Consider the following 14,650-nt stretch of genomic DNA (forward strand, 5'->3'; position numbering starts at 1 on the left):
CCCTGGCCGGAAGGTGACGTATTGACGGGTGGTGCCAGCGCCCCCACACTCCTCCGAAGCCAATCGGTTGTACGACCGAAACTTTCGGAGGCTTCTGCGATGAGATCTCTGAGAACAGGCCTGTCCCTGGCGGCACTCGTCACCGGCGCCGCCCTGCTGTTCACGGCGCCCGCGGCGCACGCCGCCGACACCCCGCTGCGCGATCTCGCGGCCGCCAAGGGCAAGCTGATCGGCACCGCGGTCACCGGCTCCAAGCTCACCGGTACCTACGGGGACCTCGCCGGCAGTCAGTTCAGCTCGCTGACCCCGGGCAACGCCATGAAGTGGGAGACGGTCGAGCCCGCCCAGGGCACCTTCAACTGGACCGAGGCGGACCAGATCGTCGCCTTCGCCCAGGCCCACCACCAGCAGGTGCGCGGCCACACCCTGGTCTGGTACAGCCAGAACCCCGGCTGGCTGACGAACGGCAGCTGGACCTCCGCCCAGCTCGGCAGCCTGCTGCAGAACCACATCAGCACCGAGGTCGGCCGCTACAAGGGGAAGATCGCCGCCTGGGACGTCGTCAACGAGCCCTTCAACGAGGACGGCAGCTACCGGTCCACGATCTGGTACAACGGCCTCGGCTCCGGCTACATCGCCAACGCCCTGACCTGGGCGCACGAGACCGATCCGGCCGCCAAGCTGTACATCAACGACTACAACGTCGAAGGCGTCAACGCGAAGAGCACCGCCCTGTACAACCTGGTCAAGTCACTGAAGGCGGCGGGAGTCCCGATCGACGGGGTGGGCCTGCAGGCGCACCTGATCCTCGGCCAGGTGCCGGCCACGCTCCAGCAGAACATCCAGCGCTTCGCCGACCTGGGCGTCGACGTGGCGATCACCGAACTCGACGTCCGGATGGCGCTGCCCGCAGACAGCGCCAAACTCGCCCAGCAGAAGGCGGACTTCACGTCGGTGGTGGCCGCCTGCGTGGCCGTGAGCCGCTGCGTCAACGTCACCGTGTGGGGCTTCGCCGACTCCGACTCCTGGGTGGACAGCACGTTCCCGGGGTACGGGGCGGCGACTCCGTACGATGCCAACTACACGCCGAAACCGGCCTACTACGGCATCGCTGAGGCGCTCGGCGGGACCACGACCCCACCGCCGCCGACGGGTGCCTGCACCGCCGCCTACAGCGTCGGCAGCCAGTGGAACAACGGGTTCACGGGCCAGGTGACCGTCTCCTGCTCGGGCGCCTCGCTGTCGTCCTGGAAGGTGAACTGGACCTTCGGCGCCGGACAGCAGATCACGCAGGCCTGGAACGCCACCTGCACCCAGTCCGGGGCGGCCGTGTCCTGTGCGAACGCCCCCTACAACGGGACCGTCGCGGACGGGAGTTCGGTGACCTTCGGGTTCAACGCGTCCTGGAGCGGCAGCAATCCCGTGCCCACGGTGACCCTTGGGTGAGCAGGGACTGAGAAGCGTGAGATTTTGCGAAGAAAACCTCTTCACCGCGCTTCCACTAACACTCCCCTAATAATTCGGACCTACGTTCCTGCCTTGTGACGGGACACGAGGAGCAGGACGACGCGGTCAGACGGGTGGACCGGCGGTCGAGAACGCTGAAGATCGTCGGTCTCACCCTGGCGGGCGTCATGACGCTCGGCATCGCGGCCGCGGGGTGGGTCTACGTGCACCTCGACGACAACATCAAGAGCGTCGACATCAACAGCGCGCTCGGGGACGACCGGCCGGCGAAGGCGGTCACGACACCGACGGCCGCCGCGTCCGCCGCCGCGTCACCGCTGCCCACCGGATCGGTGAACATCCTGGTGCTGGGCTCGGACTCGCGCAGCGGCAAGGAGAACGAGAAGCTCGGCGGGGGCAGCAGCTCCGGCGCCCGGTCCGACACCGCGATGGTGGTGCACGTCGACGCCGGCCGGACCTCGGCCACCGTCGTCAGCATCCCGCGCGACACCCTGGTCACCCGCCCCTCCTGCCCGCTGCCCTCCGGCGGCTCGACGGCCCTCGCCCACGACTCGATGTTCAACAGCGCCTACTCGGTGGGCGGGGCGGTGTGCGCGGTCAAGACGGTCGAGTCGATCACCGGTGTCCGGATGGACCACTACCTGGAGATCGACTTCTCGGGCTTCGCCAAGCTGGTGGACGCGCTCGGCGGGGTCACCGTCACCACCGGCCAGGACATCGACGACGACGACAGTCATCTGCACCTGAGGAAGGGCACCCACCACCTCGACGGCAGGACGGCCCTGGCGCTCGCCCGCACCCGGCACGGCATAGGCGACGGCAGCGACCTCGGCCGGATAGGCCTGCAGCAGAAGCTGGTCAAGGCCCTCCTCGACCGGATGGCCTCCATCAGCCTCCTCGGCGACCCGGCCAGGCTCTACGAGGTCGCCGACGCCGTCACCGCGTCCCTCACCACCGACACCGGCCTGGACTCGCTGACCGAGCTGATGCGCCTCGGGCAGAGCCTGAAGGGGCTGACCTCCCAGAACGTCAGGACCGTGATGATGCCCGTGGTGACCGCGCCCTCCGACCCCAACCGGGTGATCGCGAAGGAGCCCGCGGCGAGCGAGCTGTGGAAGTCGTTGCGCTAGAACCTCGGCAGGGCTGACGGGACTCACGGGGCCGAAAAAACCACGGGAAATTTCCGCGGGCGTGTCGATCCGGGCGCGGGCCGTTCGACGCAAGGGTGAGAGGCAGGGAAACACCCTGTCGTCCGACCCCGAGGAGTCACCATGCCCCGTTACCTGTCGCTCGTGCGGATCGACGAGAACTCCGCCCCCGCCGAGGGCCCCAGCCAGGAGCTGATGCAGCGGATGGGCGAGCTGATCGAGGAGATCACCAAGGCCGGCGTGATGCTGGACACCGCCGGGCTGACGCCCACCGCCGACGGCACCCGCGTCCGCTGGGAGGGCGGGCAGATCTCCGTCACCGACGGGCCGTTCACCGAGGCCAAGGAGGTCGTCGGCGGCTACGCGATCATGCAGTGCAAGGACAAGGCCGAGGCCCTGGAGTGGACCAAGCGGTTCCTGAAGGTCCACGAGGAGTTCTGGACGGTGACCTGCGAGGTGCGGGAGATCGCCGAGGGCTGACCGTCCTGGCGTACGCCCGGCGGTGGGTGTTGCATGGGGGGCTGTGAGCACACAGCCCCCCGCCGAGGCCGACGCCCGCCACGCCATCGAGACCGTCTTCCGGCTTGAGTCGCCCCGCGTGATCGCCGGCGTGGCCCGGATCGTCCGGGACGTCGGCATCGCGGAGGAGCTGGCCCAGGACGCGCTGGTCGCCGCGCTGGAGCAGTGGCCCCGGGACGGCGTGCCCGACAACCCGGGCGCCTGGCTCATGGCCACCGCCCGCCACCGTGCCGTCGACCTGGTCCGGCGCCGCGAGAACTACGCCCGCAAGCTCGCGGAGATCGGCCGCGGCACGCAGCCGGCCGTCCCGCCCGAGGAGCCCGCCGACCCGGACGACATCGACGACGACCTGCTCCGCCTGGTCTTCACCGCCTGCCACCCGGTGCTGTCGCCCGAGGCCCGCACCGCCCTCACCCTGCGCCTGCTGGGCGGCCTGAGCACGGCCGAGATCGCCCGCGCCTTCCTCGTCCCCGAGCCGACGGTCGCCCAGCGCGTCGTCCGCGCCAAGCGCACCCTGGCGACGAGGAACATCGCCTTCGAGGTGCCGTACGGACCCGACCGCGAGGCCCGGCTCGGCTCGGTCCTGGACGTCATCTACCTGATCTACAACGAGGGGTACGCGGCCACGGCGGGCGACGACTGGCTGCGCCCGTCGCTGTGCGAGGACGCGCTGCGGCTGGCCCGCCTGCTGTCCGGCCTGATGCCGAAGGAGCCGGAGGTGCACGCCCTGACCGCGCTCCTGGAGTTCCAGTCCTCCCGGGCCGCCGCCCGCACCGGACCCGACGGCGCGCCGGTCCTGCTCAGGGACCAGAACCGCCGCCGCTGGAACCGCATGCTCATCGCCCGCGGCATCCGGGCCCTGGCCCGCGCGGACGCCACGGCGACGGGCGCCCCCGGGCCGTACGCCCTGCAGGCGGCCATCGCGGCCTGCCACGCGCACGCGTACACCTACGAGGAGACCGACTGGCAGACCATCGCCACCCTGTACCGGCTGCTCGCCGCCCGGTCCCCGTCCCCGGTCGTCGAGCTGAACCGCGCGGTGGCCGTGTCGATGGCGCAGGGACCGGAGCAGGCCCTCGCCCTCGTGGACGCGCTGACCGCCGAACCCGCCCTGCGCGACTACCACCTGCTGCCGAGCGTGCGCGGCGACCTGCTCGCCCGCCTCGGCCGCACGGCCGAGGCCCGCACGGAGTTCGAACGCGCGGCGGCCCTCGCCCGCAACGAACGCGAGCGCGAGCTGCTGCTGGCCCGGGCCGGAGAGTGCGCTCCCTGACCTGACGGCGCTCAGGACGGCCCGGCTCCGGTGGCCGGGCGGGCGGGGCCGCCGACGAGCATGGTCGGGGCTCCTGCCACCCGGGTCAGGAACACGGTCGCGGCGTTCGGGCCCTGCGGCTTGACCTTCCTGCGCAGTTCCTCCGGCTCCACGGCCGACCCGCGCTTCTTCACGGTCAGGTTCCCGACCTCGCGCTCGCGCAGCAGGGCCCTCAGCTTCTTCACGTTGAAGGGCAGCACGTCGGTGATCTCGTACGGCGTCGCGTGGGCGGTGGCGTGCAGGCCGTCGGCCGTGATGTACGCGATCGTCGGGTCGACCAGGCCGCCGTCCAGCTCCGCGGCCACCTCGGCGACCAGGTGGGCGCGGATGACGGCGCCGTCGGGCTCGTACAGGTAGCGGCCGACGGGACGGACCCCGGGGTCCGGCAGCATGGTCTCGGGGGAGGCCCAGAGGGCCGCTCCCGTCGGCAGCAGCGTCGCCCTGCGCGCTCCGGGGGTCACGCCCGCGCCGAACCACAGCACGGCCTCCTTGACGTCGCCCGCGTCGGAGACCCACTCGGCTTCCGCGTCCGCGGGGATCGCCTCGTGCGGAATGCCGGGTGCGATCTTCAGCGCGGCTCGCGGTGCCGCGCGGGCCGCCTCGACCGCCCAGGACAGCGGCGGTGAGTAGGCCTCCGGGTCGAAGACGCGGCCGCGGCCGCCGCGGCGGCCCGGGTCGACGAAGACGGCGTCGTGGCCGGCCGTGTCCACCTCCGTGACGTCGGCCTCCCGGACCTCGATCAGGTCCGCGAGCCCGAGCGCCGCGGCGTTGGCGCGGGCGGTGGCCGCCGTCACCGGGTCCCGGTCCACGGCGAGCACCCGGATGCCGGCCCGCGCGAAGGCGATCGCGTCACCCCCGATCCCGCAGCACAGGTCGGCGACGGAACGGATGCCCGAGGCCCGGAAACGCTCCGCCCGGTACGACGCGACACTCGCCCGCGTCGACTGCTCGACCCCGTTCGGGGTGAAGAACATGCGCTCCGCGTCCGCCTCGCCGAACTTGGCCGCCGCCCGCTGCCGCAGCCGGGCCTGCGCGAGCGCCGCCGACACCAGCTCGGCCGGGTGCCCGCGGCGCAACCGGGTGGCCACGGCGAGTTCGTCGGCGGGCGCGGTGCCGCGGACCTCGTCGAGGAGGGCGCGGCCCTCGGGGGTGAGGAGGGGGGTGAGGAGGTCGTTCACCGGGTCATTGTCGGCCAGTCGGTGGATGGTTCGCCTCCGACGGCGGTGTCTGCCCCGGATCCGGGCGGGGGCCTGGAAGGATCCGACGCCATGCGAGCAGTCGTACAAAATGACAAAAATAGGTCGAAGAGGGGTGGGGGGCGGAGGAGCACGGTGCTGCTCTCCGTACTCGTCCTCTGCGCCGGTGCCGTGGTGTGCGGCTGCGCCGGGACCGGGGAGAGTCCCGACGTCCGCCCCGCCACCGGGCGGCAGGCCCACCCGGCGGCCCCCGCTCCCGCCCCCGACTCCCACGCCGCCCTGGTCGCCGCCGCCCGGCGCTGGGGCCTTGACGCGGTCCCGCTGCGGCCCCCGGCCCCGCCTACGCACAAGCCGAGGATCACCGCTCGCGACGGATTCGAGGTGGACGGCCAGGTGGAGGACGACCTGCCGCCGGTCTTCACCACGATCCCGACCCGGCAGAAGGTCGTCTTCCTCACCATCGACGACGGCGCGAACAAGGACCCGGACTTCCTGCGGATGATGAGCGAGCTGAAGATCCCCTACTCGGCGTTCCTCAGCAACTACCTGGTCAAGGACGACTACGGGTTCTTCCGCACCATGCAGGCCGAGGGACACACCCTCAACAACCACACCCTGACCCACCCCTACCTGCCGGGTCTGTCCTACGACGAGCAGAAGCACGAGATCTGCGGCATGCAGACGATCATGAAGAAGCAGTTCGGCAGGGCGCCGACGGTCTTCCGCCCGCCCTACGGCAACTACAACGGCGACACCCTGCGCGCCGCCAAGGCCTGCGGCATCAAGTACGCGCCGATCTGGGACGAGGAGGTGTTCGTCGACCACTGGGAGTACCGCGAGTGGGACCGCAGCCTGCACCCCGGCGACATCGTGCTCACCCATTTCCGGGGCCGGGACGACTGGGACGGCACGATGGTCGACGACATGCGCCGCTTCCTGAACAAGGTCACCCGTGACGGCTACGCGGTGGCGCGCCTGGAGGACTACCTGTGAGCCGACCGAGGGCGACGGCCGCGTTGCTGACCGCCGCCCTCCTCCTGGCGGCCTGCGCGCCGTCCGTCGACCCCATCGAACGGCTGGGCATGAAAGCGGCCGACCGGGTACGGCCGCACGGCCCGGCCGGCGCCCAGCCGTACCGCCGCTGGGGCCTGAGCGCACCGCTCTCCCCGCCCCCGCGCCCCCCGTCCCACCCGCTCTCCTTCCGGGCGGCCCTGCCCCCGGTCGTCGACCACGTCGCCACCGCCGACCGGGTCGTCTTCCTCACCTACGACGACGGCGCCGAGAAGGACCCCCGTTTCGTGGACATGGTCCGCGAACTGCGCCTCCCGGTCAGCCTCTTCCTCACGGACAGCGTGGTCGGCCCCGGCTACGGCCACTTCGCCCGCCTCCAGTCCGTCGGCGCCAGCGTCCAGAACCACACCCTCGACCACCCGGCCATGCCCGGCCTGCCCTACGCCGGCCAGCGCGCCGAGATCTGCGGCCAGCAGGAGAAGCTGAAGTCCCGCTTCGGCATCCGCCCCCGCCTCTTCCGCCCGCCCTACGGCACCTACGACCGCACCACCCTGCGCGCGGCGGCCGACTGCGGGGTGACGGCGGTGGTGCTGTGGCGGGCGGCGATGACCCCGGACGGCATCACCTACCGGAGCAAGGACAGGCAGCTGCGTCCCGGCGACATCATCCTGGTGGGCCCGGACGAGGCCATGGGGCCGACCCTGCGGGAGCGCACGGCCCGGCTGCTGCGCCGGGTCCAGGCGAGCGGCCTGACGGTGGGGCGTCTTGAGGACTACCTCTGAAGGGTGCGAGACGTCGAATTTTCGACGCCGCGCCGGACCTGATTGGCACTCCGCTTGACCGAGTGCTAATCGCGGTCATAGTCTCGGCTCTGGCACTCGGCAGATGAGAGTGCCAACAACGCGACGGGCAGGTCCGGCACCCGCGACGACGGATCCACCTGGTCGCCACCTCAGACAGTTAACCCCGTGAGATCTCCGAAGGGGGAGGTCGGATCGTGACGACCGCCAGCTCCAAGGTTGCCATCAAGCCGCTTGAGGACCGCATCGTGGTCCAGCCGCTCGACGCCGAGCAGACCACGGCCTCCGGCCTGGTCATCCCGGACACCGCGAAGGAGAAGCCCCAGGAGGGCGCCGTCCTCGCCGTGGGCCCGGGCCGGTTCGAGAACGGCGAGCGCCTGCCGCTCGACGTCAAGGTCGGCGACGTCGTGCTCTACAGCAAGTACGGCGGCACCGAGGTGAAGTACAACGGCGACGAGTACCTCGTCCTCTCGGCTCGCGACGTGCTCGCGATCATCGAGAAGTAAGCCTGCGACTTACCACCTCAAGCACTCCGCTTGAATCCGTTTGAAGCTGCGCCCCTGGTTCCCGCGATCCTTTAAGAAGCCGGGCGCCCGGGGCGCAGTCTTGTTCACCCGAGAATTCCGAGAGGGCTCCCGCTGCCATGGCGAAGATCCTGAAGTTCGACGAGGACGCCCGTCGCGCCCTTGAGCGCGGCGTCAACAAGCTTGCCGACACGGTGAAGGTGACGATCGGCCCCAAGGGCCGCAACGTCGTCATCGACAAGAAGTTCGGCGCCCCCACCATCACCAACGACGGTGTCACGATCGCCCGCGAGGTCGAGATCGACGACCCGTACGAGAACCTCGGCGCGCAGCTGGTGAAGGAGGTGGCGACCAAGACCAACGACATCGCGGGTGACGGTACGACCACCGCCACCGTGCTGGCCCAGGCGCTGGTCCGCGAGGGCCTGAAGAACGTCGCCGCCGGTGCCTCCCCGGCCGCCCTGAAGAAGGGCATCGACGCCGCGGTCGCCGCCGTCTCCGAGGACCTGCTCGCGTCGGCCCGCCCGATCGACGAGAAGTCCGACATCGCCGCCGTCGCCGCGCTGTCCGCCCAGGACCAGCAGGTCGGCGAGCTCATCGCCGAGGCGATGGACAAGGTCGGCAAGGACGGTGTCATCACCGTCGAGGAGTCCAACACCTTCGGCCTGGAGCTGGACTTCACCGAGGGCATGGCCTTCGACAAGGGCTACCTGTCGCCGTACTTCGTGACGGACCAGGAGCGCATGGAGGCGGTCCTGGAGGACCCCTACATCCTCATCAACCAGGGCAAGATCTCCTCCATCGCGGACCTGCTGCCGCTGCTGGAGAAGGTCATCCAGGCCAACGCCTCGAAGCCGCTGCTGATCATCGCCGAGGACGTCGAGGGCGAGGCCCTGTCCACCCTCGTGGTGAACAAGATCCGCGGCACCTTCAACGCGGTCGCGGTCAAGGCCCCCGGCTTCGGTGACCGCCGCAAGGCGATGCTGCAGGACCTGGCGATCCTCACCGGCGCCACGGTCATCTCCGAGGAGGTCGGCCTCAAGCTCGACCAGGTCGGCCTGGACGTGCTCGGCTCCGCCCGCCGTGTCACCGTCACCAAGGACGACACCACGGTCGTCGACGGCGCCGGCGACTCCGCCGCCGTCCAGGGCCGCGTGGCCCAGATCAAGGCCGAGATCGAGAACACCGACTCCGACTGGGACCGCGAGAAGCTCCAGGAGCGCCTCGCGAAGCTGGCCGGCGGCGTGTGCGTGATCAAGGTCGGCGCCGCCACCGAGGTGGAGCTGAAGGAGAAGAAGCACCGTCTGGAGGACGCCATCTCCGCGACCCGCGCCGCGGTCGAGGAGGGCATCGTCTCCGGTGGTGGCTCCGCGCTCGTCCACGCCGTGAAGGTCCTGGAGGACAACCTCGGCAAGACCGGCGACGAGGCCACCGGTGTCTCCGTGGTCCGCAAGGCCGCCGTCGAGCCGCTGCGCTGGATCGCCGAGAACGCCGGCCTGGAGGGCTACGTCATCGTCTCCAAGGTCGCCGAGCTGGAGAAGGGCAGCGGCTACAACGCCGCCACCGGCGAGTACGGCGACCTGGTCAAGGCCGGCGTCATCGACCCGGTCAAGGTCACCCGCTCCGCCCTGGAGAACGCCGCCTCCATCGCCTCCCTGCTCCTCACGACCGAGACCCTGGTCGTCGAGAAGAAGGAAGAGGAGGAGCCCGCGGCGGCCGGCCACTCCCACGGCCACGCCCACTGAGCACCGCCTCGGCGCTGCACGAAGCCCCCGTCCCCGGTCGTCCGCCGGGAGCGGGGGCTTCGCCCCTCGCGGGCTTTCACTGTGGGCTCAGTTCTCCAGCGCGTCCAGTGCTCCGAGCCGGCTCAGCAGACCGAGCCGGTCGTACTGCCACCAGGCCTCCGCGATCTTCCCGCCGGCGTCGAAGCGGTGCACCGTGGTGCCGGTCATGGCGATCCGCCGTCCGGTGTTCGGCAGCCCCAGGAACTCGCCCTTCTGCACTCCCGACAGGATCCACCGGCTGCACACCCGGTCCTCCTGGGCGATCTGGTCCTCGATCAGGAACGTGAAGTCGAAGGCGTCCCGCCACATCCCGAGCTCGCGCCGCAGCGCGTCCATGCCGATGGTGTCCTGGTCGTCGGCCGGATCGTGACCGTGGTAGTTCTCGGCGACCAGGCCGTCCAGCGGAGCCAGCGGACCGGCCGCGGCGAACGTCTCGAAGAACCGCCGCGCGGTGTCGGCGTACATCCGTTCGTCGCGCACCACGTCCAGATCGGTGAACCTCGGCATCTGGTCGCACAGCGCCAGCAGCTCGTGGAAGACCTTGTCGGTCTCCGGAAGCCGGGAGTTGCGCATCGCCTCCTCGTACGACGGGAACTCCACGATCTCGACGATGTGCGACGCGTCCGAGCGGTCCGTGCCCACCACCGCGTGCGTCGCCGTCCGCTTGCCCTTGGTCTGCTCGACCCATCGGTCCAACAGCCGGTCCATCTCCTCGAACCGGCTGGTCCTGCACTCGATGACCTGCATGAACGTCATACCGCCGCCTCCGGCCCCCCTGGGTCCGGTACCGTCACGGCCATTTTCCCACCGCCCGGCCGTCCGCTCCTCCCGCGGCCCGTGCTCCTACTGCGGCCCGTACTTGCGTCCCGTCTTCGAGCTGATGCCGCCCACCAGGCCGCGCGGGGCCACCTTCGCGAGGCCCGTCAGCACCTTGTAGCGGGGGTCCGGGATCGACAGCGTCCTGCCGCGAGCGAGGTCGGCGAGGGCCGCCGCGACCAGCTTGTCGGCGTCCAGCCACATCCAGCCGGGGATGTTGTCCGTGCCCATCCCGGCCCGCTCATGGAACTCCGTACGCACGAACCCGGGGGCCAGCGCCATCAGGCGCACCCCGGTCCCCGCCAGGTCGCGCGCCGCGCCCTGGGTGAACTGCACGACCCACGCCTTGGAGGCGCCGTACGTACCGCGCGGCACGAACGCGGCCACCGACGCCACGTTGACGACACCGCCGCGCCCGCGCTCGCGCATCGCCTCGGCCGCCGCCGACGTCAGCCGCAGCACCGCCTCGCAGTGCACCTTGAGCATGCGCAGTTCGTCGGCCATCGAGACGTCCAGGTACCGGCCCTTGTTGCCGAACCCGGCGTTGTTGACCAGCAGGTCGACCGGGTTCCTGCGGTCGCCGAGCCGGGCGGCGACCGACTCGATGCCGGCGTCCTCGGCGAGGTCGGCGGTGAGCACCTCCGCCTCGATGCCGTGCCGGTCGTGCAGCTCGGTCGCCTGTTCGCGCAGCCGTTTGGTGTCCCGCGCCACCAGGACGAGGTTGTGCCCGTCCGCCGCCAGCCGCCGCGCGAACGCGGCACCGATCCCCGCGGTCGATCCCGTAATCAGAGCCGTTGTCATGGCCCAAGGGTAGTTACCCGGACCGCCGGAGTCCGCTGTGCGCACCAGCTCTCCCGAACGGTGAAGCGCCGGTGAACGCGCCGGGCGTGACGTCCTCTCAGCCGGTCCCCGCCGCCACGTACTTCCGGGCCCGTGCCAGCGCCTCCGGGTGCAGCGCCGCACCGGCCGCGAGCAGCCGCGGCAGCAGCTCCCGCTCGGTCGTGGTGGCCCGGAACTCCATCGCCGCCGTCACCCCGTGGTCCGGCAGATGCACGATCTCGATCGGGTCGCCGGCCCTGATCTCGCCCGGTTCGATCACCCGGAGGTAGGCACCGGTCGCACCCTTCCGCGTGAACCTCTTCACCCATCCCCGTTCGCCCAGGTGGCCCTGGAACGTGCGGCACGGGACGCGCCCGGAGGTGACCTCCAGGACGACCTCGGAGCCGACCCGCCAGCGTTCGCCGATCAGCGCGCCGGACACGTTCAGGCCGACCGTCGTGAGGTTCTCCCCGAAACAGCCGTTGCCCAGGGCGCGGCCCAGCTCCCGTTCCCAGTCGTCGAGGTCCTCGCGCGCGAACGCGTACACGGCCTGGTCGTCACCGCCGTGATGGCGCAGCTCGCACACCGCGTCCCCGGCCAGGCCGCTGCCCGCGACGCCCTTCGGTCCGGGCGCCGCCACCCGCACCGGCCCGTCCACGGGCCGCTTGTCGATGCCGGTCACGCCGTCCACCTGGTCGGTGTGGGGAGACGGCGTCGGGCGGCCGAGGTTCACCGAGAGAAGCTGCATGCTCCGACGGTAAGGGACGCCTCTCAAAGTGTCGACGCGTTATCGGGGGCGATGCCCAAGACCGCCTTATGCTCGGAGGGTGATCGAAGCACGTCATCTCCGCGTCCTGCGCGCCGTCGCCACCACCGGTTCCTTCTCGGCGGCCGGCCGTGAGCTGGGCTGCACCCAGCCCGCCGTCAGCCAGCAGATGAAGGCCCTGGAGACCTCCGTCGGCACCCCGCTGCTGGTGCGCACCGGCCGCGAGATGCGCCTCACCCAGGCCGGCGAGGCCCTGGTGAGGCACGCCTCCGGGATCCTCGCCGGGCTCACCGCCGCCGAGGAGGAGGTCGCCGCGATCGCCGGTCTGCGGGCCGGCCGGGTCCGGCTGGTCTCCTTCCCGAGCGGCAGCTCCACCCTGGTCCCCACCGCCCTCGCCGCCCTGCGCGCCGCCCACCCCGGCACCCGGGTCTCGCTGGAGGAGGCCGAGCCCCCGAAGTCGGTGGACCTGCTGCGCGAGGGCGACTGCGACATCGCGCTGGCCTTCCGATATGGGGGCGCGGCGGACGCGGGGGGTGCCGAGGAGTGGGCCGACCTGGTGGTGCGGCCGCTGCTCGTGGACCGTCTCGTCGGCCTGGTCCCCGAGGGGCACCGGCTCGCCCGCGCGGAGTCCGTCGCCCTCGGGGAGCTCGCCGACGAGTCCTGGATCGCGGGCTGCCCGCGCTGCCGGGGGCAGCTCGTCCAGGCGTGCGAGAGCGCGGGCTTCACCCCGCGCATCGACTTCGCCACCGACGACTACCCGGCGGTGGTCGGCCTGGTGGGCGCGGGTCTGGGCGTGGCCGTGCTGCCCCGGCTGGCGGTCGAGTCGGTACGGCCGAGGGGCGCGCGCACGGTGGCGCTGGAGCCGGCGGTGCGGCGGGAGATCGTCGCTCTCACCCTGCCCGACCTGGCACAGGTGCCGGCGGTGGCGGCGACGCTGGAGCAACTGGGCCGGGCGGCCCGGCGGGCGTGAGGGGCGCGACAGGCGTGAGGGGCTGAGCCGGGCACGCGCGCGCCCGGTCCGGAACAGATCGTCAACCGGTCTTCAAGCTATTGAAGAAACGTTCTTTCAATGGTCCGAGGCGGAGTCGCCGCTGGTCGTCGAGGCCGAGACCAGCCTGTTGCGCGCCCGCCCCATGAGCTCTTCGCGCTCGTCCTCGGTCAGGCCGCCCCACACGCCGTACGGCTCGCGGACCGCCAGTGCGTGCGCCGCGCACTCGGCGCGGACCGGGCACCTCATGCAGACCTCCTTGGCCGAGTTCTCACGGGCACTCCGAGCCGCCCCGCGCTCGCCCTCGGGATGGAAGAAGAGCGAGCTGTCGACCCCGCGGCAGGCGGCCAGGAGCTGCCAGTCCCACAGGTCCGCGTTCGGTCCGGGAAGGCGGGAGAAATCTGCCATTACGTGACCCCTTGTAGCCGTTCTGGGCGGATACGGTGCCAACCGACCGTACATCTCCGGTCTAGAGAGATGAAAATATGACTCATTGGCAATCTAGCTCCAGACACCGTGAAACAGGAAGAAAAAGGTCTAAATGGGGCATTGGTTGTGATGAAAAGTTGAGGGTCTGACGTCCATGTCTGCACCGTGTCCGCGCCCTCACGTAGAGTGCCGAAGACAGCACGCGGCCCCGTAACTCTTTCGAGTGACCGTCGTTGAGAGGGCGGTGGCGGTTGAAGCAATCAGCGCTCGGGCAGGCGTCCGAGACGTTCGACCGCACAGGTGACGATTCCGTACCAGCCTGGAGGCTCAAGGTGACGCGCATCAGCTGCGGAGGGCGGTCATGACATCCGTCCTCGTCTGCGACGACTCCCCGCTTGCCCGAGAGGCGCTGCGCCGCGCGGTCGCGACCGTGCCCGGCGTCGAGCGCGTGACGACGGCTGCCAACGGCGAGGAAGTCCTCCGCCGCTGGGGCGCCGACCGCTCCGACCTGATCCTGATGGACGTGCGCATGCCCGGACTGGGCGGCGTCGAGACCGTGCGCCGGCTGCTGTCCGCCGACCCCGGCGCCCGCATCATCATGCTCACGGTCGCCGAGGACCTGGACGGGGTGGCCCTGGCCGTCGCCGCCGGTGCCCGCGGCTACCTGCACAAGGACGCCTCGCGCGCGGAACTGCGCGCGACCGTCACGCAGGCCCTCGCCGACCCCACCTGGCGGCTGGCACCCCGGCGCCTGCGCTCGGCCGAGATGGGCGCCGCGCCCACCCTCACCGCACGGGAGATCCAGGTCCTGGAGGGCATGAGCCACGGCCGCTCCAACGCCGAGATCGGCCGCGAGCTGTTCCTCTCCGAGGACACGGTCAAGACGCACGCCCGGCGCCTGTTCAAGAAGCTCGGCGCCTCCGACCGCGCCCACGCGGTGGCCCTCGGCTTCCGTTGGGGCCTGGTCCGTTGATGCCGCGCTGAGCTGCGCCGCAGCGGGACCGCGCACCGGCCGGACGCTCCCGCCTACCGCATGGTGGGCGGGGTCCGCAAGACGGATCGGCGCAGTGC

The 14,650-nt window shown here is 71.1% G+C and carries 15 protein-coding genes; 10 read left to right on the forward strand and 5 right to left on the reverse strand.

Annotation, left to right across the window (positions count from 1 at the left end):
* The first annotated feature begins 99 nt into the window (after window positions 1-99).
* From AB0G52_RS30385 to AB0G52_RS30400, 4 genes are all read left to right on the forward strand, one after another.
* Window positions 100-1,446, forward strand: coding sequence for an endo-1,4-beta-xylanase (locus tag AB0G52_RS30385; protein WP_361340566.1), 1,347 nt, complete (start codon window positions 100-102; stop codon window positions 1,444-1,446).
* A 188-nt stretch (window positions 1,447-1,634) separates the two neighbouring features.
* Window positions 1,635-2,597, forward strand: a complete 963-nt coding sequence (locus AB0G52_RS30390) for an LCP family protein (protein WP_361340730.1) — start codon at window positions 1,635-1,637, stop codon at window positions 2,595-2,597.
* A 141-nt stretch (window positions 2,598-2,738) separates the two neighbouring features.
* Window positions 2,739-3,095 (forward strand): YciI family protein, encoded by a 357-nt coding sequence (locus AB0G52_RS30395; RefSeq protein ID WP_132893037.1) that lies wholly within the window; start codon window positions 2,739-2,741, stop codon window positions 3,093-3,095.
* Between the two features lie 43 nt (window positions 3,096-3,138).
* Window positions 3,139-4,407: an RNA polymerase sigma factor gene (locus AB0G52_RS30400; protein WP_361340569.1), complete on the forward strand. Its 1,269-nt coding sequence runs from the start codon at window positions 3,139-3,141 to the stop codon at window positions 4,405-4,407.
* Between the two features lie 11 nt (window positions 4,408-4,418).
* Here the strand turns inward: AB0G52_RS30400 and AB0G52_RS30405 are convergent, their stop codons facing one another.
* Window positions 4,419-5,624, reverse strand: a complete 1,206-nt coding sequence (locus AB0G52_RS30405) for a class I SAM-dependent methyltransferase (RefSeq protein WP_361340572.1) — start codon at window positions 5,622-5,624, stop codon at window positions 4,419-4,421.
* 90 nt (window positions 5,625-5,714) lie between these two features.
* Here AB0G52_RS30405 and AB0G52_RS30410 point away from each other — a divergent pair, with 90 nt between their 5' ends.
* The 4 genes from AB0G52_RS30410 (at window position 5,715) to groL (ending at window position 9,722) form a co-directional block, all read left to right on the forward strand.
* Entirely contained in the window at window positions 5,715-6,635 is a 921-nt protein-coding gene (locus AB0G52_RS30410) for a polysaccharide deacetylase family protein (RefSeq protein WP_361340575.1), read from the forward strand.
* A gap of 89 nt (window positions 6,636-6,724) precedes the next feature.
* Window positions 6,725-7,435 carry a polysaccharide deacetylase family protein gene (locus AB0G52_RS30415; RefSeq protein WP_361340733.1) on the forward strand — a complete coding sequence of 237 codons (711 nt, stop codon included), beginning with the start codon at window positions 6,725-6,727 and terminating at the stop codon, window positions 7,433-7,435.
* Window positions 7,436-7,650: 215 nt separating this feature from the next.
* The gene (gene groES, locus AB0G52_RS30420; protein WP_004955293.1) at window positions 7,651-7,959 is read left to right on the forward strand and encodes a co-chaperone GroES; all 309 of its coding nucleotides are present in this window, start codon (window positions 7,651-7,653) and stop codon (window positions 7,957-7,959) included.
* A 137-nt stretch (window positions 7,960-8,096) separates the two neighbouring features.
* Window positions 8,097-9,722 carry a chaperonin GroEL gene (groL, locus tag AB0G52_RS30425; RefSeq protein WP_132893030.1) on the forward strand — a complete coding sequence of 542 codons (1,626 nt, stop codon included), beginning with the start codon at window positions 8,097-8,099 and terminating at the stop codon, window positions 9,720-9,722.
* A gap of 87 nt (window positions 9,723-9,809) precedes the next feature.
* Here the strand turns inward: groL and AB0G52_RS30430 are convergent, their stop codons facing one another.
* The 3 genes from AB0G52_RS30430 to AB0G52_RS30440 form a co-directional block, all read right to left on the reverse strand.
* A complete protein-coding gene (locus AB0G52_RS30430; protein ID WP_132893028.1) occupies window positions 9,810-10,517 on the reverse strand; it encodes an ester cyclase in 708 nt (235 codons plus the stop codon).
* An 87-nt stretch (window positions 10,518-10,604) separates the two neighbouring features.
* On the reverse strand, window positions 10,605-11,378 hold the full coding sequence (locus tag AB0G52_RS30435; protein ID WP_360517679.1) for an SDR family oxidoreductase: 774 nt from the start codon (window positions 11,376-11,378) through the stop codon (window positions 10,605-10,607).
* A gap of 97 nt (window positions 11,379-11,475) precedes the next feature.
* Window positions 11,476-12,144: an MOSC domain-containing protein gene (locus AB0G52_RS30440; RefSeq protein WP_361340580.1), complete on the reverse strand. Its 669-nt coding sequence runs from the start codon at window positions 12,142-12,144 to the stop codon at window positions 11,476-11,478.
* A 79-nt stretch (window positions 12,145-12,223) separates the two neighbouring features.
* On the opposite strand from AB0G52_RS30440, the gene AB0G52_RS30445 reads away from it, so the two are divergent.
* Entirely contained in the window at window positions 12,224-13,132 is a 909-nt protein-coding gene (locus AB0G52_RS30445) for a LysR family transcriptional regulator (RefSeq protein WP_361340583.1), read from the forward strand.
* Between the two features lie 96 nt (window positions 13,133-13,228).
* Here the strand turns inward: AB0G52_RS30445 and AB0G52_RS30450 are convergent, their stop codons facing one another.
* Window positions 13,229-13,558, reverse strand: coding sequence for a WhiB family transcriptional regulator (locus AB0G52_RS30450; protein WP_132893021.1), 330 nt, complete (start codon window positions 13,556-13,558; stop codon window positions 13,229-13,231).
* 382 nt (window positions 13,559-13,940) lie between these two features.
* On the opposite strand from AB0G52_RS30450, the gene AB0G52_RS30455 reads away from it, so the two are divergent.
* Complete coding sequence (locus AB0G52_RS30455; RefSeq protein WP_003948568.1) at window positions 13,941-14,552, forward strand: response regulator transcription factor; 612 nt, start codon at window positions 13,941-13,943, stop codon at window positions 14,550-14,552.
* Window positions 14,553-14,650: the final 98 nt, after the last annotated feature.

Origin of the sequence: Streptomyces sp. NPDC021562, assembly GCF_040640875.1 — a bacterium.
Lineage (GTDB): Bacteria > Actinomycetota > Actinomycetes > Streptomycetales > Streptomycetaceae > Streptomyces.

Bases quoted from the DNA above. Each gene is read 5' to 3' on its own strand.
- AB0G52_RS30385 (WP_361340566.1), top strand. From the start codon at position 100: ATGAGATCTCTGAGAACAGGCCTGTCCCTGGCGGCACTCGTCACCGGC.
- AB0G52_RS30390 (WP_361340730.1), top strand. From the start codon at position 1,635: ATGACGCTCGGCATCGCGGCCGCGGGGTGGGTCTACGTGCACCTCGAC.
- AB0G52_RS30395 (WP_132893037.1), top strand. From the start codon at position 2,739: ATGCCCCGTTACCTGTCGCTCGTGCGGATCGACGAGAACTCCGCCCCC.
- AB0G52_RS30410 (WP_361340575.1), top strand. From the start codon at position 5,715: ATGCGAGCAGTCGTACAAAATGACAAAAATAGGTCGAAGAGGGGTGGG.
- AB0G52_RS30415 (WP_361340733.1), top strand. From the start codon at position 6,725: ATGAAAGCGGCCGACCGGGTACGGCCGCACGGCCCGGCCGGCGCCCAG.
- groL (WP_132893030.1), top strand. From the start codon at position 8,097: ATGGCGAAGATCCTGAAGTTCGACGAGGACGCCCGTCGCGCCCTTGAG.
- AB0G52_RS30430 (WP_132893028.1), bottom strand. From the start codon at position 10,517: ATGACGTTCATGCAGGTCATCGAGTGCAGGACCAGCCGGTTCGAGGAG.
- AB0G52_RS30435 (WP_360517679.1), bottom strand. From the start codon at position 11,378: ATGACAACGGCTCTGATTACGGGATCGACCGCGGGGATCGGTGCCGCG.
- AB0G52_RS30440 (WP_361340580.1), bottom strand. From the start codon at position 12,144: ATGCAGCTTCTCTCGGTGAACCTCGGCCGCCCGACGCCGTCTCCCCAC.
- AB0G52_RS30450 (WP_132893021.1), bottom strand. From the start codon at position 13,558: ATGGCAGATTTCTCCCGCCTTCCCGGACCGAACGCGGACCTGTGGGAC.
- AB0G52_RS30455 (WP_003948568.1), top strand. From the start codon at position 13,941: ATGACATCCGTCCTCGTCTGCGACGACTCCCCGCTTGCCCGAGAGGCG.